This is a genomic window from Streptomyces sp. NPDC002870 (assembly GCF_042888505.1).
GTDB lineage: Bacteria > Actinomycetota > Actinomycetes > Streptomycetales > Streptomycetaceae > Streptomyces.
In genome coordinates, this window is record NZ_JBIAPW010000009.1 from 98,111 (window position 1) to 116,790 (window position 18,680).

The following is an 18,680-nucleotide window of genomic DNA, read 5'->3' on the forward strand; positions in this document are numbered from 1 at the left end:
TCAGCGAACCCGCCTGGGTACAGGCTGTTCGCGGTGCTTGGGTGTCGGGATGGAGATCCTGGTTCTGGGCGGAACAGCATGGGTGGGCCGGGAGCTGTCCCGGCAGGCGATGGAGCGTGGCCATCGGGTGACGTGCCTCGCTCGCGGCGAAAGCGGAGAAGTCGCGGACGGAGCGACGCTGGTGGCCGCCGACCGGCGCGATCCTTCGGCGTACGAACCACTGCTCGACCGCGAATGGGATGCGGTCATCGAGGTGTCCTGGCAGCCCGGCTTCGTTCGTGAGGCACTCGACGCACTGGGCGGCAGGGCCAGGCACTGGGTCTATGTCTCCTCCGTCAGCGCCTACGCCTCCCATGCCACGCCGGACGCGGACGAGTCCGCGGCACTCCTTGCTCCGACCGACAGAAGCGAGGTCGACCGCGCGTTGTACGGCGAGGCGAAGGTCGCCTGCGAGCAGGCGTCGACGGCTGTCGTGGGCGACCGCCTCCTCATCGCACGCGCCGGTCTCATCGGCGGCCCCGGCGATCACAGCGGACGCTCCGGCTACTGGGTGGCCCGTGCCGCACGCGATCCGCAAGGGCCGATGCTGGTTCCCGATGCACCGGCCGCGCCGACGCAGGCAGTCGATGTGCGGGACCTCACGGCATGGCTGCTCGACGCCGCGGAGACGGGGAGCACCGGCACATACAACGCTGTCGGTCCGGTCGTTCCGTTCGGAGAGTGGATTGAGCTGTCCCGCGCCATTGGCGAGCACACTGGTCCGGTGGTCACCGCCGACTCGGCATGGCTGCTCGAGAACGGCGTGGCCGAGTTCATGGGGACCGAGTCGCTGCCGATGTGGGTGGTCGAGCCGGGCTGGACAGGGTGGTCGGCCCGGAACGGGTCTGCGGCGCGCGCCGCGGGGCTCCGTCATCGGGCCCGGGCGGAGCTGCTGGCCGACACGCTGCTCTGGGAACGCGAGCAGGGTCTGGACCGGGCAAGACGTGCCGGCCTCAGCGTCAAGCGCGAGCGCGCGTTGCTCGACGCTCTCGGCTGACGCTTTGGTCTCCTGCTGTTCGCGGAACGCCCCGACCATGCATCGCGGCCTCGTTCACCTACGGTCTTGACCTGCAACTGCACGCGGTGCATCGGAAGTTCCTCCGGGAACTGACCGTGCCTCAGAAGATCACTTCAGAAGCCGACCGGTGGATCAGGGGCTAAGGTCGCCGCGTGTGGATACGTGACGCCCGTCCCGATGAGGCCGACGCCCTGACCGCCCTGGTGCTGCGCTCCAAGGCGCACTGGGGTTACGACGCGGCGTTCCTGGCGACGTGCCGCGACGAACTCACCATCGAACCAGAGGAGTTGACGGCACGCCGGATCGTCGTCGCCGAGGACGACACCGCGGTCCTCGGCGTCACGTCACTGGAGGGTCGGCCGCCGGACGGCGTGCTCGGGCTGCTCTTCGTCGAACCGTCGGCGATCGGCGGGGGCATCGGCAGAACGCTCTACGCGCATGTCCTCGACATCGCCCGGGAGCTGGGCTTCAAGCGGCTGACCATCGACTCAGACCCGCACGCCGAGCCTTTCTACCGGGCGCTGGGCGCACGACCGGTCCCGGCCGGAGAGGGGCCGCTGCCGCGCCTGGAGGTGACGCTGACGCCGCGCGCCGACTGGGCGCAGGCTTGGACGGGCGGGCGACGGGCGGTGCACCTGGGCAATGTCGCAGAGTTCCAGGGCCAGTTCGGCGAGGTGACGCAGGAGGCGCGCCGGGCGGCCGGGCACTACGCCTGCCTGGCCGCGTTCGCGAGCCCGCACCCGGCGGCGCTCGTCCTGCCCAGGCCCGTCCCCGGCGAGTGGACCGCCCTGGTGGCGCGGCAGCTCGGCTGGGGCCAGGTCGAGGTGTACGAGGAGCTCACCGGACCCGATGTGCTGACCCGACCCGCCCTGGTCCGGCACCTGCGCGGGCTCGGTCTGCCCTTCGTGCCCTGGGGCCACACCGACGCGTCCGGCGAGCTGTCCGGACGCGGGCTCCCACCAGGAGCGCTGCGGTACGAGTCCAAACGGGCCTCCCACACCCTCTTCCGCCGGCTGGCCCCTGACCATCCGGGCATCGCCGTGCCCGAGCAGTGGACGCCCGCCACCCGCCGCGAGGCGGCCCGGCTGATCGCCGCACGGGCCCGCTCCGGAACGGCCACCGTCGTCAAGTCCGAGCACGGCGCGGGCGGTTCGGGCACCCGTGTGCTGAAACGCCGCGCCCGCGCGCGCTCGCTGCCGCGCGGTCCGGTGCTGCTCGAGGAGTACGTGGCGGGCGACGGAACGCCGAGCGATCCGACGTACGACGGCCTGGTGGACGGCGATGGCCAGGTGCACGATGTGGGCGTCGCGGCCATGGACGTCGCGGACACGGCCTATCAGGGGGCCACGGTGGGCCCCGGCGCCGTGCCGGAAGAACTCGCCGCGCACGCCCTGCGGTTCGGGCGCGCGGTCGGCCGTGAGCTCGCCGCCACCGGCTATCGCGGCTGGTACGACGTCGACTTCGTGACCGGCCCCGGAGGCAGGCTCGCCCCGACCGAGATCAACCTCCGTCTCACCGGACCTTCCGCGGCCTTCATGGCGAAGCTGCGCCTCGACGAGACCCGCGGCGGCGACCACCTCGTACGCTCCCTCGACCGCGTCCCGCTCGGCGCCCGACTGCCCGAGACCGAACTGATCGCGTTCTTAAGGGAGTTGACCGAGCGCTGCGCGGGGATCGACGCGGTTCTCATCCCGTCGATCCCCACGGCGGGCTACGAGCCCGATCCGTACGTGGGCGTGCTCGTCGCCGCCCGCACGGTCGGCCGGCTGGACGCCGCCGAAGCGCTGGTGCGCGCCGCGAGCACGGATCTGGCCGGGCTGTTCGGCTGAATGCTCACTCCTCAGCCTCAGCCCTGACTCCTCAGCCCTGACTCCTCAGCCCTCACTCTCGGTGTCGGACCTCAGCCCGCCCCACACCGCCCAGGCCGCCACCACACCCGCCGCGATCATCAGCGGGACATTGAAGGTGTAGACGAGCGCCGCCTGCCGCGGCCAGTCCTGTTTGGCCGCCAGCCGGTACAGATTGTCCTGCGGCCACCAGGATGCGAGCAGCCAGACGATGGCCAGATGGGCCGCCGTGGTCAGCCCTCGCGGCCTGCCCCGGCTCGACATCAGCGGCCGCCCGCCGATCAGGAACCCCACACCGGCCGCGAGGGCCAGGCTCTCAGCGAGATACAGACCCCGGAAGAACCACGCCCAAGGGTCGGGCACCAGGGAGAGATCGGTGGAGCCGGGCCAGATGACGTCGGTGAAGAAGAACGACATGATCGCGACCGGGAGCGCCACGGCCAGCCCGACGGCCGCCCGGTCCTCGGATGTGAGCGGGCCGCCGCCCTTGCTCCCGCTCTTGTTGCCCGCCGCGGACCGCACGGGCGGCTTCACCAGCGCCTTGCGGTCGACCTTTCCGGCGCTGTTGCGCGGCAGGGACTTGATCGGCACCACGGTGCGCGGGATGTCCGCCGTAGGTACGGCGCCGGTGAGATGGCTCCGTACGGTCTCCGCACCCGGCGCGCTCCCCGAGGCGGGCAGTACATAGGCGATCAGCTGCCCGCCGCCCGCGTCCACGACGGACTCGCGGATCTTGGGATGCCCGGCCAGCGCGGCCTCCACGCGGTAGGTGTCGACGGTCCGTCCGTCGACCTTGACCCGGTGCGCCATCCGGCCCCGGAACTCCAGGGGACCCTCGCCGTCCCGCCGCCCCAGATCCCCGGTGGGCACGGCTTCACCGCCACCGGGAGGCGTCAGCCAGACCTGCCCCTTGCGGATCCGCGCCTCGCAGCCGGGGAACGGCTGCCCGAGATACGCGTGCCGCTCGGGATTCTCGACCGGGCCCGGCAGCTGGCCGGTCTCGAACCAGGTGCCGCATCCGAAGGCCTCGGTCGGCCCGTACACACTGATCAGCCGCGCGCCGGGCACGAGCCGCCGCTGGAGGCGCACCTGTTCGTCGAGCCGCAGCCGTTCCCCGCCCACCGCGACCAGTCGCAGCTCCGGCAGCTCCTTGCGGCCGTCGAGCAGCGAGGCCGAGGTGAGGGGATCGGTGTCGGCGACGGTGATCGCCTTGCGCCGGGAGAGCACCAGCGTGGCGCCCGAGCCGAGGGTCCGTATCCAGCCGCCGGTGAACTCGGTGGTGTCCGGCACTGCCGTCACCAGCACCTGGTCCTCCTGCGTGAGCCGGTAGACCTCGGCCCAGGCGTCGTACGCTGCCCGCAGCTGCTTGTGCGATGCGGTGACGGGGCGGCGCTTGCCCGTGGTCCCGGCGGTGAACAGCACGACGGCTCTCCAGCCGGTGGCGGCGGGTTCGTCGAACGGTTCGCCCGAGTGGGCCTCGATGGCCGCGGCGTCGCCGTCCAGAGTGATGACCCGCCGCCCCCTGTCGTCGATGCGGGCCAGCTGCGCCTGATGCGTGATGACGGCCCTGGCATTGGCCAGGAACGGAGGCTCCGGCTGGTCGGGCCCGATGACGGCGTACGCACCGCCCGCCTTGAGCACGCCCAGGACGGCGATCAGCACATCGGGCGCCCGCAACATGCGTATGACGACGAGGCCACCGGCCGGCAGCCGCAGGGTCTCGACGAGATGCCGGGCCAGCCGGTTGGCTCTTGCGTCCAGCTGCCGGTAGCTCAGCCGGGCGCGGTCGGTGATCACGGCGGTACGGTCCGGCTCGCTCCGTACCCGGTCCTCGAACAGTTGGTGAAGCGTTCCCCCTGACATGACGGTCGATCATTCCAGAGGACGCGGGGCATGACGAGGGCCCGGGTGCGGATCGCACCCGGGCCCTCGCCTTGGGTCCCACCATGCCCGCTGGGGCACAGGGGGCGTAAGCACTGTTCTGGCGCACTGCCCTAGGGGAGCTGAGCCGCCCTTGCCTCGCGGCTCTCGCGGCGGTTGTCGCGGAAGGTGTTCACCCGGCGCGCCGTCGCGAAGAGCGGGATCGTCGCCGCCATCACGATCTGCAGTGCGCAGCCGGTCTGGAGCAGCACCTGTCCGCCCGGGGCGTCGAACGCCCACGCCGCCAGCATCCCCATCGCGGAGACGATCCAGCCGAGCATCGCGACCGCGAGGACACCCCGCGGCTTGGGGTACTCGACCCGGCTCACCATCAGCCATGCCGTGCCGATGATCGCCAGCAGAGTCGGGATGAACGGCAGCTCGAGCAGGATGATCGAGACGACCGTGAGCGCGCCGAAGGGGCTCGGCATGCCCTGGAACATGCCGTCCTTCATGGTCACGCACGAGAATCTCGCAAGCCGCAGCACCACCGCCAGCAGCACGACGATCGCGGCCACCGCCGAGACCTTCTGCTGGGCGTCGTCCGCGACCATTCCGTACACGAGTACGAAGTACGCGGGGGCCAGCCCGAAGCTGATCAGGTCGGAGAGGTTGTCCAGCTCCGCGCCCATCGGCGAACTGCGCAGCTTGCGCGCCACGAGCCCGTCACAGAGATCGAAGATCGCCGCCAGCAGCATCAGAATCACGGCGGTGGCGGCGCTGTTGCGCGCCATGCCGCTCTCGTTGCTGCCGGTGAGGTGCGGGATGAGGATCCCGGTGGTGGTGAAGTACACCGCCATGAAGCCACACGTGGCGTTACCCAGCGTGAGGGTGTCCGCTATTGACAGCCGCAGCGAGAGCGGCATGTCCTCCGCGTCGTCCTCGTCCGCCGCCTCGGCGGCCCAGCCGGCCTGTGTGTCAGGATCAATCACGGTCAATTCGAGTCACCCCCGCGGTCGTGGTCTGACCGACCTCGACAGCGACGTCGACACCTTCCGGAAGGTAGATGTCAACGCGCGATCCGAAGCGGATCAGACCAATGCGCTCGCCCTGCTCGACCTTGGTCCCCTGCGGGATGTACGGGACGATACGGCGGGCGACGGCACCCGCGATCTGCACCATCTCGATGTCGCCGAGCTCGGTGTCGAAGTGCCAGACAACGCGCTCGTTGTTCTCGCTCTCCTTGTTGAACGCCGGCACAAAACCGCCGGGGACGTGCTCGACGGACGTCACCGTGCCCGCGAGGGGAGCGCGGTTGACGTGGACGTTCAGCGGGCTCATGAAGATCGCGACGCGGGTGCGTCCGTCCTTCCACGGCATGATGCTCTGCACCACACCGTCGGCGGGGGAGATGACCCGGCCCTGGGCGATCTCGCGCTCGGGGTCGCGGAAGAACCACAGCATGCCCGCCGCAAGCGCGGTGGCGGGCACGGCGATGGCCGCGGCGCGCCTCGAACGGCGCGAGCGGGCCAGGCTGAGTGCAGCGGTGGCGACGGTCGGCAGAAGCCACGGCGATGCTCCGCGCGCAAGGCGTACGCCACGGAGGCTGTCGCGTGGTGCAGAGGTTTGGCTGTGGGGCATGGATGACCTTCGTAGCGGATGATGCCGCGCTGGCAACGGGGGACGGCGGCTTTCCGGCGATGCTATCGGTTGTGAGCCACAACTGGGAAAGCCGACGGCCGAGTCGGCGGCCGGAAGACGATAACAGGGTGTGATCCTCTTCGCGGCCGTACCGGCTCAAGCGCGACAATCAACCCTGGAATCGGTACTCCTCGAGCAGCCGACGACCAATGATCATTTTCTGGATCTCGGCGGTACCCTCACCGATCAGCAGCATCGGCGCCTCGCGGTAGAGGCGCTCGATCTCGTACTCCTTGGAGAAGCCGTAGCCGCCATGGATGCGGAAGGCGTCCTCGACGACTTCCTTGCAATACTCGGAGGCGAGGTACTTCGCCATCCCTGCCTCCAGGTCGTTTCGCTCCCCGGAGTCCTTTTTGCGTGCCGCGTTCACCATCATCGCATGGGCGGCCTCGACCTTGGTAGCCATCTCGGCCAGCTTGAACTGAATCGCCTGGTGCTGAGCGATCGCCTTGCCGAAGGTATGACGCTGCTGGGCGTATGACACGCCCAGCTCGAAGGCGCGCTGCGCGACGCCACAGCCACGGGCCGCGACATTGACGCGGCCGACTTCGACGCCGTCCATCATTTGGTAAAACCCTCGGCCGGTGGTGCCGCCGAGTACCCGATCGGCCGGAATGCGCAGTCCGTCCATGATGAGCTCGGTCGTGTCGACGCCCTTGTAGCCCATCTTGTCGATCTTCCCAGGGATGGTGAGGCCGGGGCGGACCTCTCCGAAGCCGGGCTCCTTCTCGACGAGGAAGGTCGTCATCGACTTGTGGGGGGCGGTGCCCTCCGGGTGTCCTTCGTCACTCCGGCACAGAACGGCGACCAGATTGGACGTTCCGCCGTTCGTGAGCCACATCTTCTGGCCGGTCAGGACATACTCGTCGCCGTCCTTGACGCCCTTGGACGTGATGGCCGACACGTCGGAGCCCAGAGCCGGCTCGGACATCGAGAACGCGCCGCGCACCTCGCCCAGCGCCATCCGCGGCAGGAAGGTGTCCTTCTGCTCCTGTGTGCCGTGCTGCTTGAGCATGTACGCCACGATGAAGTGCGTGTTGATGATGCCCGAGACGGACATCCAGCCGCGGGCGATCTCCTCGACGCACAGCGCGTACGTGAGGAGCGACTCGCCCAGACCGCCGTACTCCTCCGGAATCATCAGCCCGAACAGGCCGAGTTCCTTGAGGCCTTCGACGATCTGTGTCGGGTACTCGTCGCGGTGTTCCAGCTCGGTCGCGACGGGGAGGATCTCCTTGTCGACGAAGTCCCGGACGGTGGCCAGGATTTCCTGCTGGACGTCGGTCAGACCGTGAGTCTGGGCGAGTCGGCTCATGGTTACTTCTCCTGCGTCTTCTTCGGAGTGTCCAGCAGCTCCGGGCGGCCGGGCTGCTCGCCGCCGCGCTCCTTGATGTACGTCTCGGTCGGGACCATCACCTTGCGCCGGAAGACGCAGACGAGGGTGCCGTCCTGCTTGTAGCCCTTGGTCTCGACGTAGACGATTCCGCGGTCGCTCTTCGAGCGGGACGGCGTCTTGTCGAGGACCGTCGTCTCGCCGTAGATCGTGTCTCCGTGGAAGGTCGGCGCCACGTGCTTGAGCGACTCGACCTCCAGGTTGGCGATGGCCTTGCCCGAGACGTCCGGGACCGACATGCCGAGGAGGAGCGAGTAGATGTAGTTGCCCACGACGACGTTCTTGCCGAAGTCCGTCGTCTTCTCCGCATAGTTGGTGTCCATGTGGAGGGGGTGGTGGTTCATCGTGAGCAGACAGAAGAGGTGGTCGTCGTACTCCGTGACCGTCTTTCCGGGCCAGTGCTTGTAGACGTCCCCGACGGTGAACTCTTCGTAGGTGCGGCCGAACTGCATGATGCTTACGCCTCCGGAGCTTCGAACTTGGACGTGCGCTGCATGCCGGCGGCCCGCCCCTTGCCCGAGATGACGAGCGCCATCTTGCGGCTGGCCTCGTCGATCATCTCGTCGCCGAGCATCGCCGAACCCTTCTTGCCGCCCGCCTCTGACGTGAAGTACTCGTACGCGTCGAGGATCAGCTCGGCGTGGTCGAAGTCCTCCTGCGAGGGCGAGAAGACCTCGTTCGCGGCGTCCACCTGCCCCGGGTGCAGCACCCACTTGCCGTCGAAGCCGAGGGCCGCCGCACGGCCGGCGACCTCGCGGTAGCCGTCGACGTTCTTGATCTGCAGGTAGGGGCCGTCGATCGCCTGGAGGTTGTGGGTCCGGGCGGCCATCAGGATCCGCATGAGGATGTAGTGGTACGCGTCCGCCGGGTAGCCGGGCGGCTGCTCGCCCACGACCAGGGACTTCATGTTGATCGACGCCATGAAGTCGGCCGGGCCGAAGATGATCGTCTCGACGCGCGGCGAGGCGGCCGCGATCTCGTCGACGTTGACCAGGCCCTTGGCGTTCTCGATCTGCGCCTCGATGCCGATCTTCCCGACCTCGAAGCCCATCGTCTTCTCGATCTGGGTGAGGAGGAGGTCGAGCGCGACGACCTGCTGGGCGTCCTGGACCTTCGGCAGCATGATGCAGTCGAGGTTGGGGCCCGCGCCCTCCACGACCGTCACCACGTCCCGGTACGTCCACTCGGTCGTCCAGTCGTTGACCCGTACGACCCTGGTCTTGCCCGTCCAGTCGCCCTCGTTGAGGAACTTCACGATGGTGTGCCGGGCTTCCGGCTTGGCGAGCGGCGCGCAGGCGTCCTCCAGGTCCAGGAAGACCTGGTCGGCAGGCAGGCCCTGGGCCTTCTCCAGGAAGCGCGGGTTCGAGCCAGGAACAGCCAGGCACGAGCGACGCGGACGGAGACGGTGATCCGAGGGGCCGGGCGCGGAGCGACCGACAGGCAGGGCGGTGGTGGGCGACGGGTGGGCGGTCATGCGGGGACCTCCAGAGGGTCGAGCTTGTTCGCTTTCCGGATCTCGTCGACGATACGGCCGATGATCTCGGTAATGCCGAAGTCCTTCGGGGTGAAGACGGCGGCCACACCCGCCGCCTTCAGATCTGCGGCGTCGGCGTTCGGGATGATCCCGCCGACGATCACCGGAATGTCTGCCGCGCCGGCCTCGCGCAGCCGGTCCAGCACGTCCGGCACCAGCTCGGCGTGCGAACCGGACAGGATGGAGAGGCCCACGCAGTGCACGTCCTCCGCGAGGGCGGCGTTGACTATCTGCTCGGGTGTGAGCCGGATGCCCTGGTAGACCACCTCGAAGCCCGCGTCGCGGGCGCGTACGGCGATCTGCTCGGCGCCGTTGGAGTGCCCGTCCAGGCCGGGCTTGCCGACCAGCAGCCGCAGCCTTCCGGAGCCGAGCTCATCGGCCGTACGGGTCACCTTCTCCCGTACGACGGCGAGCGGCGTGCCCGCCTCTGCGGTCACCGCGACGGGTGCGCTGGACACGCCCGTCGGCGCGCGGAACTCGCCGAAGACATCCCGCAGCGCCCACGACCACTCGCCGGTGGTGACACCCGCACGGACGCACTCCACGGTCGCGGCCATGAGGTTCTCGGAGCCCGCAGCGGCCTTCTTCAGCGCGGCCAGGGCATCCGTCGCCCGGGCCTCGTCACGGTTGTCGCGCCACTCGTGGAGCTTCGTGACGACGCGTGCCTCGTTGGCCGGGTCGACCGTCATGATCGCCGTGTCGAGATCCGCGGTGAGCGGGTTCTCCTCGGTGGTCTTGAAGATGTTCACGCCGACGATCTTCTCGTCGCCGGCCTCGATCCGGGCGCGGCGCTCGGCGTGCGAGGAGACCAGCTGCGACTTGAGATAGCCGGACTCGACGGCCGCCATGGCGCCGCCCATCTCCTGTATCCGGTTCATCTCGGCGAGGCACTCGGTGACCAGGGAGGCCACCTTGGCCTCGATGACGTGCGAGCCCGCGAAGATGTCCTCGTACTCCAGCAGGTCGCTCTCGTGCGCCAGCACCTGCTGGATACGGAGCGACCACTGCTGGTCCCAGGGGCGCGGGAGCCCCAACGCCTCATTCCAGGCGGGGAGTTGTACGGCCCGGGCGCGTGCGTCCTTGGAGAGGGTGACGGCCAGCATCTCGAGGACGATGCGCTGGACGTTGTTCTCCGGCTGGGCCTCGGTCAGACCGAGGGAGTTGACCTGGACGCCGTAGCGGAAGCGGCGGTGCTTCTCGTTCTCGATGCCGTACCGCTCGCGGGTGATCTGGTCCCAGATGCGGCCGAAGGCGCGCATCTTGCACATCTCCTCGACGAAGCGGACGCCCGCGTTCACGAAGAAGGAGATACGCGCGACCACATCGCCGAACTTCTCGGCGGGCACCTGGCCGGAGTCCCGGACCGCGTCCAGCACGGCGACCGCGGTGGCCATCGCGTACGAGATCTCCTGGACCGGAGTGGCTCCGGCCTCCTGCAGGTGGTAGCTGCAGATGTTGATCGGGTTCCACTTGGGGATGTTGGCCACCGTGTACGTGATCATGTCGGTGGTCAGGCGCAGCGAAGGGCCGGGCGGGAAGACATGCGTCCCGCGCGACAGGTACTCCTTGACGATGTCGTTCTGAGTCGTCCCCTGGAGCTTGGTGATGTCGACGCCCTGCTCCTCGGCGACCACCTGGTAGAGCGCCAGCAGCCACATCGCGGTGGCGTTGATCGTCATTGAGGTGTTCATCTGCTCCAGCGGGATGTCCTGGAACAGCCGCCGCATGTCGCCGAGGTGCGAGACGGGGACCCCGACCCGGCCGACCTCGCCGCGGGCGAGGATGTGGTCGGGGTCGTAGCCCGTCTGCGTGGGCAGGTCGAATGCGACGGACAGGCCGGTCTGCCCCTTGGCGAGGTTGCGCCGGTAGAGCTCGTTGGACGCCTCGGCGGTCGAGTGACCGGCGTACGTCCGCATGAGCCAGGGCCGGTCCTTCTGGCGCTCAGTCATCTATGAAACCTCAGACATTCCTGAAGCGGTTGATGGCGTCGATGTGCTTCTCGCGAAGCTCCTCGTCGCGCACGCCCAGACCCTCGCGCGGAGCGAGCGCAAGCACGCCGACCTTGCCCTGGTGGAGGTTGCGGTGCACGTCGTACGCCGCCTGGCCGGTGTCGTCGAGCGAGTAGACCTTCGACAGTGTCGGGTGGATCTTGCCCTTGGCGACCAGCCGGTTGGCCTCCCACGCCTCACGGTAGTTGGCGAAGTGCGAGCCCACGATCTTCTTCAGCGACATCCACAGATAGCGGTTGTCGTACTCGTGGTTGTAGCCCGACGTCGATGCGCAGGTGACGATCGTGCCGCCCTTGCGGGTCACGTACACGCTGGCGCCGAAGGTCTCGCGGCCCGGGTGCTCGAAGACGATGTCCACGTCCTCGCCGCCGGTGAGTTCACGGATGCGCTTGCCGAGGCGCTTCCACTCGCGCGGGTCCTGGTTGTGCTCGTCCTTCCAGAACTTGTAGTCCTCGGCGTTGCGGTCGATGATCGCCTCGGCGCCCATCGCGCGGCAGATGTCCGCCTTCTGCGGGCTGGAGACCACACAGATCGGGTTGGCGCCGCCCGCCAGCGCGAACTGGGTGGCGTACGAACCGAGTCCGCCGCTCGCGCCCCAGATCAGCACGTTGTCGCCCTGCTTCATGCCCGCGCCGTTGCGCGAGACGAGCTGGCGGTAGGCGGTGGAGTTGACGAGACCGGGCGCCGCCGCCTCCTCCCAGCTCAGGTGCTGGGGCTTGGGCATCAGCTGGTTGGACTTGACCAGCGCGACCTCCGCCAGACCACCGAAGTTGGTCTCGAAGCCCCAGATACGCTGCTCGGGGTCGAGCATCGTGTCGTTGTGACCGTCGGACGACTCCAGTTCGACGGACAGACAGTGCGCGACGACCTCGTCGCCGGGCTTCCAGGCGTTCACGCCCGGACCGGTGCGCAGTACCACGCCCGAGAGGTCGGAGCCTATGACGTGGTACGGCAGATCGTGCCGCTTGGTGAGCTCGGAGAGCTTTCCGTACCGCTCGAGGAAGCCGAAGGTGGCCATCGGCTCGAAGATCGACGTCCAGACGGAGTTGTAGTTCACCGAGCTGGCCATGACCGCCACCAGGGCCTCACCCGGGCCGAGCTCGGGCACCGGCACGTCCTCGACATGGAGGGACTTGCGGGGGTCCTTCTCGCGGGTTTCGAGGCCGGCGAACATCTCGACCTCGTCCTTGTGCACGGTCACCGCGCGGTACGAGTCGGGGATGGGCAGTGCGGCGAAGTCGGCGGGGGTGCTGTCCGTCGATTGGATCGCGTCCAGGATTTCCTTCACGGGTGCCTCCGGCGAAGCGCGTTGCGGGGAACGCTGAGGGGAACGTCGGGGTGCTGCTGCTGTGGAGGTGTGCCGTCGGTTCGGCGGGTGGTGCGGTGGCAGCGCGGGTGGGCGCGGGAGGTGCCTGTGACGCAGGCGTCCGGGCGCGCAATCACGATGGTTTGCGGGGACAGCCGGCGTACGAATGGTCTCTGCACGCCGGCCGCCCGGACACCTTCAACGTATGGCACGCTGTGCCAGCTCGCAAGACACTGGGTGCCAAGAGTTTCTCTCAGTTGTCATCTGGCGGGCACGCATGAGCAACAACGGCCGCCCCGAGAGGGGCGGCCGTTACCTTGCGTACATGTTCGTGTGCGATTTGAGGGGCCCCGAGCAAACCAAGCCCTGCCGGCGATCGAGGCGCGGGGTCCGGGCCGGAGCCCCAGGTCAGCCCTTGCCGTCGCTCAGCGCCCGCTCGATGGTGCGCATGACCTCGTCGAGCGGTGCGTCGGTACGGGCCACCGTGACCAGCACGTCGCCGCTGGTGCGCGTCGACACCGCCGCCGGAACGGTCCGCTCAGGCCGATCGGTTCGCTCGCTCCGTTCGGTCCGCTCGCTCTGCGGGGCGCGGCCCGCGCCGATGCCCGAGCCGAACGTGTCGCGGACGATCGCGAACGCATGGTCCAGCTGGGACTCCACGTCCCCCTGCCCGCCCGCCCGCAGCCAGCGCCGCAGCACGTGATTGTGCGCGGTGACGACCGCGGACGCGGCCACCTCCGCCAGCAGCGGGTCGTCGTTGCCGTCGTGGTGGTCGCGCTCGTCGAAATGGCCCAGCAGATAGCGTGTGAACAGTCGCTCGTAGCGGGCCACAGAGGCGATTTCCCGCTCCCGGAGGGTGGGCACCTCACGGGTGAGGCGGTAGCGCTCCACCGAGACGGCCGGGGAGGCCGCGTACATCCGCATGACCTCCTTGATGCCCCGGCACACGGTGTCCAGCGGGTGCTCGTGGGCCGGGGCCGCGTTCAGCACCGCCTCGGCGCGTACGAGCGTGTCGTCGTGGTCCGGGAAGATCGCCTCTTCCTTGGAGCGGAAGTGGCGGAAGAAGGTCCGGCGGGCGACCCCGGCCGTGGCGGCGATCTCGTCCACGGTCGTCGCCTCGTACCCCTTGGTCGCGAACAGTTCCATCGCCGCGGCCGCCAGCTCGCGCCGCATCTTGAGGCGCTGTGCGGCGGCGCGACTGCCTGCGGCACTTTCCGGAGCGTCTGACGTGGCTTTGGCACGGGTGGGCTTGGCGGGCTGGGGCATGAGCTGAACGTACTGCATTCGTGCAGCGGAGCGCGCCTGTGGGCCGGGGACGCCCCCACCCGAGGCGGGGGGCGGGTCGTCCGAAGGATCGAGCAGCCCGCCCCAGCCCGCCGTGTGATCAGCGCCGGGCATATTCGCGGAAGCCACGCCCCGTCTTCCGGCCGAGGCACCCCGCGGCCACCAGGTGCTCGAGCAGCGGCGCGGGCGCCAGGCCCGGGTCGCGGAACTCGCGGTGCAGAACCTTCTCGATGGCGAGCGAGACATCGAGCCCGACCACGTCGAGAAGCTCGAAGGGACCCATCGGATAGCCGCCGCCCAGCTTCATCGCGGCGTCGATGTCGTCCAGCGTCGCGTAGTGCTCCTGGACCATCTTGATCGCGTTGTTGAGGTACGGGAAGAGCAGGGCGTTCACGATGAAACCGGCCCGGTCGCTGCAGTCGACCGGGTGCTTCTTGATCTTCGTGGTCACCGCGCGGACGGTGGCGTGGACCTCGTCGGAGGTCAGGACCGTACGGACCACCTCGACCAGCTTCATCGCCGGCGCAGGGTTGAAGAAGTGCATGCCGATGACGTCCTGCGGGCGCGAGGTGGCGCGCGCGCAGGCGACGACGGGCAGTGAGGAGGTGGTGGTGGCGAGCACCGCGCCCGGCTTGCAGACCTTGTCGAGGGTGGCGAAGAGCTGCTGCTTGATCTCCAGATCCTCGGCCACCGCCTCCACCGCGAGGTCGACCTCGGCGAACGCGTCGAGCGAGCCGGCCGGGGCGACGCGGGCCAGCGTCGCCTCGCGGGCCTCGGCCGTCATCCGGCCCTTGTCGACCGAGCGGGAAAGGTTCTTGGCGATACGGGACTTCGCCGTCTCCGCCTTCTCCAGGCTGCGGGCGGCGAGCACCACGTCGTAACCGGCCTTGGCGAAGACTTCCGCGATGCCGCTCGCCATCGTGCCGGAGCCGGCGACACCGACCGAGCGGACCTCGCGGCCGGCCGCCGCATCGGCCGCAGGCTGCGGGGTGAGGGCGTCCGGGACCAGGTCCGCGGTGCCGGGGGCGGCGTAGGTGTAGAAGCCGCGGCCCGACTTGCGGCCGGTCAGGCCCGCCTCGCTGAGCTGCTTGAGGATGGGGGCCGGGGCGTGCAGCCGGTCGCGGGACTCCGCGTACATCGCGTCCAGGACGGTACGCGCGGTGTCGATGCCGATCAGGTCGAGCAGCGCGAGCGGGCCCATCGGTAGCCCGCAGCCCAGCTTCATCGCGGCGTCGATGTCCTCGCGGGAGGCGTACCTCGCCTCGTACATCGCGGCGGCCTGGTTGAGATAGCCGAACAGCAGCCCGTCCGCGACGAAACCGGGCCGGTCGCCGACCGCGACCGGCTCCTTGCCGAGCTCGCGGGCGAGCGCGGTGACGGCCTCGACGGCGCGCGGCGAGGTCAGCACCGAGGAGACGACCTCGACCAGCTTCATCGCCGGCGCGGGGTTGAAGAAGTGCATGCCGAGCACGCGCTCGGGGTGGGCGGAGTCCGCGGCCAGCCGGGTCACCGACAGGGCGTTGGTGCCGGTGGCGAGGATGGTGCCGGGGCGCACGATGGAGTCCAGGGCGCGGAAGACCTGCTGCTTGGCCTCGTACGACTCGGACACGACCTCGATCACGAGATCGGCGTCCGCGGCGGCCTGCAGATCGGAGAAGGTGCGGAAGCGGGCGAGGATGTTGCGCCGCTCCTCCTCGGTGATCCGCTCGCGCTCCACGGCGCGGGCGGTGGAGGCTTCGAGCGCGGTGACGGCCTGGCCGGCGGCGGCGTCACTGATGTCGATGCCGATGACCTCACGTCCGGCGCGGGCGAGCACTTCGGCGATGCCGGTGCCCATGGTGCCGAGGCCGACGACGGCAATGGTGTGCAGAGGGATGTCCATCGGGGGACTCCAGGGATGTGTGACGACTGATGAGGGGCGCGCGGGGCGCACGGGCGAGAACGCCAAGGGGCGCGGCGCACGCCAATTGCGTGTCGTGGTGCGGGGCCGACGGACTCTGTCCCGGAGTCGCGTCGTACTCACGCATGTGCGGAACTCATGTGCAGAACTACCGAACCGACAAGCACTCGCGGCGGCTGCGTCACCAGGCCACCGTGAGCTGTGCGGGGGGTTACCCGCTCAATTGAGGTTAACCCGCGAGTAACGAGCGCGCCAGACCTGGGCGGGTGTGATCTGGATCGCCACGGCGTCGCCGATACGCTGGCCACCATGGATGAGGAGTTACGGTCCGTGGCGCGGCGGCTGCGCGGAGAGTCGGGCGGCTCGGTTGCGTACGAACGGCTGCTGGCAACAGAGGACCGGGAGGAGCTCGCAGGAGTCCTCACCGAACATGAGCGGCCCCTGTGGGCGCGGGAGATTGCGGCCTTCCGGCTCGGTTGCGCGGGGGACCGGCGCGCCTTCGAGGCGCTGGTGCTGCTCCTGAACCACCGCGACCGGGAACGCTGCGTCTCGGCGGCCCACGCCCTGTCCCGCCTGGCGGACCCCCGCACCTCCCGCGCGGCGGCGGCGCTCGCCACGAATGAGCTGCGCGTCGCCTACGCACTGGTCCCGGTCCGGCTGCTCACCCGCCTGCGGGCCCCGGAATCGGTCCCGGCGCTGATCACGGTCCTCGGCCGCCGCCTCACCCCGGGCGACCCGCACTGGCGACTGGCGCTGGCCTGCGTCGAGGGTCTGGGCGCCCTGGGCGACAAACGGGCGACGGCCGTCCTCCGCTCGGCCGCCGCGCACCCCCGTCTGATGGCGGCGGCGGAGGCGGCACTGGCCCGCCTCTCGGCGTCTCGCTAGCCCGCCTCCCCGACCAGCGCGAAGGCCTCGATCAATCGGGCCGCCGCCAATCGGCCGCCGGGCTCAGAGCAGGGTGAGCTGGGTCGGTTCAGGGCCCACCGGCTCCGGCTCCGGCGGCATCGGGATACGCCGCGGCACACCCCGGTCCGCCGGGCCTATCCCGAACTCCGCGGCCAGTTCGTGGACATGGCGGGTGATCCGGCGCTGGTACCACTTCGGCGCGTACGCCCCCTCCGCGTACAGCCGCTCGTACCGCCGCACCAGATGCGGATGGTGCTGCGTCAGCCACGCCATGAACCACTCACGCGCGCCGGGCCGCAGATGCAGCACCAGCGGGGTCACCGACGTCGCCCCGGACGCGGCGATGGCGCGGACCGTCGCGCGCAACTGGTCCGGATGGTCGCCGAGGAAGGGGATGACCGGCGCCATCAGCACCCCGCAGCCGATGCCGTGATCGGTGAGGGTGCGTACGACATCGAGGCGACGCTCTGGCGACGGCGTGCCCGGCTCGACCGTGCGCCACAGCTCGGGGTCCGTGAAACCGACCGAGACCGAGATCCCGACCTCCGTCACCTGGGCCGCCTGCCGCAGCAGATCCAGATCGCGCAGGATCAACGTGCCCTTGGTGAGGATCGAGAACGGATTCGCGTGGTCGCGCAGGGCCGAGATGATGCCCGGCATCAATCGGTAGCGTCCTTCGGCCCGCTGATAGCAGTCGACGTTCGTCCCCATCGCGATGTGCGCGCCCTGCCACTGCCGCGAGGCCAGCTGCCGGCGCAGCAGCTCCGGCGCGTTGATCTTCACGACGATCTGGGAGTCGAAGCCGAGCCCGGTGTCGAGGTCCAGATAGCTGTGTGTCTTGCGGGCGAAGCAGTACACACACGCGTGCGTACAGCCCCGGTAGGGGTTGACGGTCCACTCGAAAGGCATCCGTGAGGCGCCCGGCACCCGGTTCAGGATCGAGCGGGCGCGGACCTCGTGGAAGGTGATGCCGCGGAATTCGGGCGTGTCGAAGGTCCGGGTCGTCACCGCTGACGTGCCGAAAAGCGCGGTGTCCCCGGCCGTAGTGGGGTTATCGACCAGATTGTCCCAGCGCATGGCGCCTCCCGGGTAGCAGTGACCACAGAATAGAACACATGTTCCCTTGATTGCTGCTGGGGTGAGTCAAACTTTCCGGCAGGGGGTTGAGTCGAGGGGCCGGGATGGACCGTTCGCTGCCCCGCCCCCTGATCGGAGGCCGCGCACCGCGCCAGACCTACTTCCGACTCATGACACTGAACCCCAATTTCTGTCGGCCGCACCCGAGATGGTTGGCTAGCCGCACCCCCGAAGACCCCGAGTGCTGGAGGAACAGGAATGGCGCAGGTCGAGGCCACCACGGAACGGATCATCTCGGCGGACGCGGAGAAGGTGTTCGACGCACTGGCCGACTACGAGAACACCCGCGCGAAGCTCCTGCCCGAGCACTTCAGTGAGTACGAGGTCCGCGAGGGCGGCGACGGCGAGGGCACCCTCGTCCACTGGAAGCTCCAGGCCACCAGCAAGCGCATCCGCGACTGCCTGCTCGAGGTGGCCGAGCCGACCGACGGTCAGCTGGTCGAGAAGGACCGCAACTCCTCCATGGTCACCACCTGGACCGTCACCCCGGCCGGTGAGGGGAAGTCCAAGGCCGTCGTCACCACCGTCTGGAACGGCGCCGGCGGCATCGGCGGATTCTTCGAGAAGACCTTCGCCCCCAAGGGACTTGGGCGGATCTACGACGAGCTGCTCGCCAAGCTCGCCGCCGAGGTCGAGAAGTAGCCCGCCGGGATTATTCTCACGCTCACCGTTTCGAGTGGTTTTCCGTATGGGTCCGCTGTCCGCCGTAGGGGCTCCGACCGGCGCTTAAGCCGCTCACTCGTGCC

Annotated in this window: 15 protein-coding genes; 4 read left to right on the plus strand and 11 right to left on the minus strand. The window is 69.3% G+C overall.

Annotation, left to right across the window (positions count from 1 at the left end):
* The first annotated feature begins 49 nt into the window (after window positions 1-49).
* The gene (locus ACFYWY_RS13925) at window positions 50-1,036 is read left to right on the plus strand and encodes an NAD-dependent epimerase/dehydratase family protein (RefSeq protein WP_389184718.1); all 987 of its coding nucleotides are present in this window, start codon (window positions 50-52) and stop codon (window positions 1,034-1,036) included.
* Between the two features lie 173 nt (window positions 1,037-1,209).
* Window positions 1,210-2,886, plus strand: a complete 1,677-nt coding sequence (locus ACFYWY_RS13930) for a GNAT family N-acetyltransferase (RefSeq protein ID WP_389184721.1) — start codon at window positions 1,210-1,212, stop codon at window positions 2,884-2,886.
* 45 nt (window positions 2,887-2,931) lie between these two features.
* Here ACFYWY_RS13930 and ACFYWY_RS13935 read toward each other — a convergent pair whose 3' ends face one another.
* The 10 genes from ACFYWY_RS13935 to ACFYWY_RS13980 form a co-directional block, all read right to left on the minus strand.
* On the minus strand, window positions 2,932-4,767 hold the full coding sequence (locus tag ACFYWY_RS13935; protein ID WP_389184724.1) for an AMP-binding protein: 1,836 nt from the start codon (window positions 4,765-4,767) through the stop codon (window positions 2,932-2,934).
* A gap of 131 nt (window positions 4,768-4,898) precedes the next feature.
* Window positions 4,899-5,756, minus strand: coding sequence for a CDP-diacylglycerol--serine O-phosphatidyltransferase (gene pssA / locus ACFYWY_RS13940; protein ID WP_389184727.1), 858 nt, complete (start codon window positions 5,754-5,756; stop codon window positions 4,899-4,901).
* Window positions 5,749-6,405 carry a phosphatidylserine decarboxylase gene (locus ACFYWY_RS13945; RefSeq protein ID WP_389184730.1) on the minus strand — a complete coding sequence of 219 codons (657 nt, stop codon included), beginning with the start codon at window positions 6,403-6,405 and terminating at the stop codon, window positions 5,749-5,751. Before ACFYWY_RS13945 ends, pssA begins: the two co-directional genes overlap by 8 nt.
* A gap of 169 nt (window positions 6,406-6,574) precedes the next feature.
* The gene (locus tag ACFYWY_RS13950; protein ID WP_389184733.1) at window positions 6,575-7,780 is read right to left on the minus strand and encodes an acyl-CoA dehydrogenase family protein; all 1,206 of its coding nucleotides are present in this window, start codon (window positions 7,778-7,780) and stop codon (window positions 6,575-6,577) included.
* A gap of 2 nt (window positions 7,781-7,782) precedes the next feature.
* Window positions 7,783-8,310, minus strand: a complete 528-nt coding sequence (locus ACFYWY_RS13955) for a MaoC family dehydratase (RefSeq protein WP_389184736.1) — start codon at window positions 8,308-8,310, stop codon at window positions 7,783-7,785.
* 5 nt (window positions 8,311-8,315) lie between these two features.
* Window positions 8,316-9,332, minus strand: coding sequence for an HpcH/HpaI aldolase/citrate lyase family protein (locus ACFYWY_RS13960; RefSeq protein ID WP_389184739.1), 1,017 nt, complete (start codon window positions 9,330-9,332; stop codon window positions 8,316-8,318).
* Window positions 9,329-11,341: a protein meaA gene (locus ACFYWY_RS13965; protein WP_389184742.1), complete on the minus strand. Its 2,013-nt coding sequence runs from the start codon at window positions 11,339-11,341 to the stop codon at window positions 9,329-9,331. Before ACFYWY_RS13965 ends, ACFYWY_RS13960 begins: the two co-directional genes overlap by 4 nt.
* A gap of 10 nt (window positions 11,342-11,351) precedes the next feature.
* Window positions 11,352-12,689, minus strand: a complete 1,338-nt coding sequence (gene ccrA / locus ACFYWY_RS13970) for a crotonyl-CoA carboxylase/reductase (RefSeq protein ID WP_389184744.1) — start codon at window positions 12,687-12,689, stop codon at window positions 11,352-11,354.
* 426 nt (window positions 12,690-13,115) lie between these two features.
* Window positions 13,116-13,973 carry a TetR family transcriptional regulator gene (locus ACFYWY_RS13975; RefSeq protein WP_389184747.1) on the minus strand — a complete coding sequence of 286 codons (858 nt, stop codon included), beginning with the start codon at window positions 13,971-13,973 and terminating at the stop codon, window positions 13,116-13,118.
* A 118-nt stretch (window positions 13,974-14,091) separates the two neighbouring features.
* On the minus strand, window positions 14,092-15,873 hold the full coding sequence (locus ACFYWY_RS13980; RefSeq protein WP_389184750.1) for a 3-hydroxyacyl-CoA dehydrogenase family protein: 1,782 nt from the start codon (window positions 15,871-15,873) through the stop codon (window positions 14,092-14,094).
* 327 nt (window positions 15,874-16,200) lie between these two features.
* Between ACFYWY_RS13980 and ACFYWY_RS13985 the strand changes: the two genes are divergently transcribed.
* Window positions 16,201-16,776, plus strand: coding sequence for an adenylosuccinate lyase (locus ACFYWY_RS13985; RefSeq protein WP_389184753.1), 576 nt, complete (start codon window positions 16,201-16,203; stop codon window positions 16,774-16,776).
* Between the two features lie 63 nt (window positions 16,777-16,839).
* On the opposite strand, the gene ACFYWY_RS13990 is transcribed toward ACFYWY_RS13985, so the two are convergent.
* Window positions 16,840-17,874: an Rv2578c family radical SAM protein gene (locus ACFYWY_RS13990; protein WP_389184756.1), complete on the minus strand. Its 1,035-nt coding sequence runs from the start codon at window positions 17,872-17,874 to the stop codon at window positions 16,840-16,842.
* A gap of 258 nt (window positions 17,875-18,132) precedes the next feature.
* Here ACFYWY_RS13990 and ACFYWY_RS13995 point away from each other — a divergent pair, with 258 nt between their 5' ends.
* Window positions 18,133-18,576 (plus strand): SRPBCC family protein, encoded by a 444-nt coding sequence (locus ACFYWY_RS13995; RefSeq protein ID WP_389184760.1) that lies wholly within the window; start codon window positions 18,133-18,135, stop codon window positions 18,574-18,576.
* The last annotated feature ends 104 nt before the right edge of the window (window positions 18,577-18,680 follow it).

Excerpts from the sequence above, each read along its gene's own strand:
- ACFYWY_RS13995 (WP_389184760.1), top strand. The coding sequence starts at position 18,133 with ATGGCGCAGGTCGAGGCCACCACGGAACGGATCATCTCGGCGGACGCG.
- ACFYWY_RS13955 (WP_389184736.1), bottom strand. The coding sequence starts at position 8,310 with ATGCAGTTCGGCCGCACCTACGAAGAGTTCACCGTCGGGGACGTCTAC.
- ACFYWY_RS13990 (WP_389184756.1), bottom strand. The coding sequence starts at position 17,874 with ATGCGCTGGGACAATCTGGTCGATAACCCCACTACGGCCGGGGACACC.
- ACFYWY_RS13985 (WP_389184753.1), top strand. The coding sequence starts at position 16,201 with ATGGATGAGGAGTTACGGTCCGTGGCGCGGCGGCTGCGCGGAGAGTCG.
- ACFYWY_RS13960 (WP_389184739.1), bottom strand. The coding sequence starts at position 9,332 with ATGACCGCCCACCCGTCGCCCACCACCGCCCTGCCTGTCGGTCGCTCC.
- ACFYWY_RS13925 (WP_389184718.1), top strand. The coding sequence starts at position 50 with ATGGAGATCCTGGTTCTGGGCGGAACAGCATGGGTGGGCCGGGAGCTG.
- ACFYWY_RS13945 (WP_389184730.1), bottom strand. The coding sequence starts at position 6,405 with ATGCCCCACAGCCAAACCTCTGCACCACGCGACAGCCTCCGTGGCGTA.
- ACFYWY_RS13975 (WP_389184747.1), bottom strand. The coding sequence starts at position 13,973 with ATGCCCCAGCCCGCCAAGCCCACCCGTGCCAAAGCCACGTCAGACGCT.
- ACFYWY_RS13935 (WP_389184724.1), bottom strand. The coding sequence starts at position 4,767 with ATGTCAGGGGGAACGCTTCACCAACTGTTCGAGGACCGGGTACGGAGC.
- ACFYWY_RS13965 (WP_389184742.1), bottom strand. The coding sequence starts at position 11,341 with ATGACTGAGCGCCAGAAGGACCGGCCCTGGCTCATGCGGACGTACGCC.
- ACFYWY_RS13980 (WP_389184750.1), bottom strand. The coding sequence starts at position 15,873 with ATGGACATCCCTCTGCACACCATTGCCGTCGTCGGCCTCGGCACCATG.
- ACFYWY_RS13950 (WP_389184733.1), bottom strand. The coding sequence starts at position 7,780 with ATGAGCCGACTCGCCCAGACTCACGGTCTGACCGACGTCCAGCAGGAA.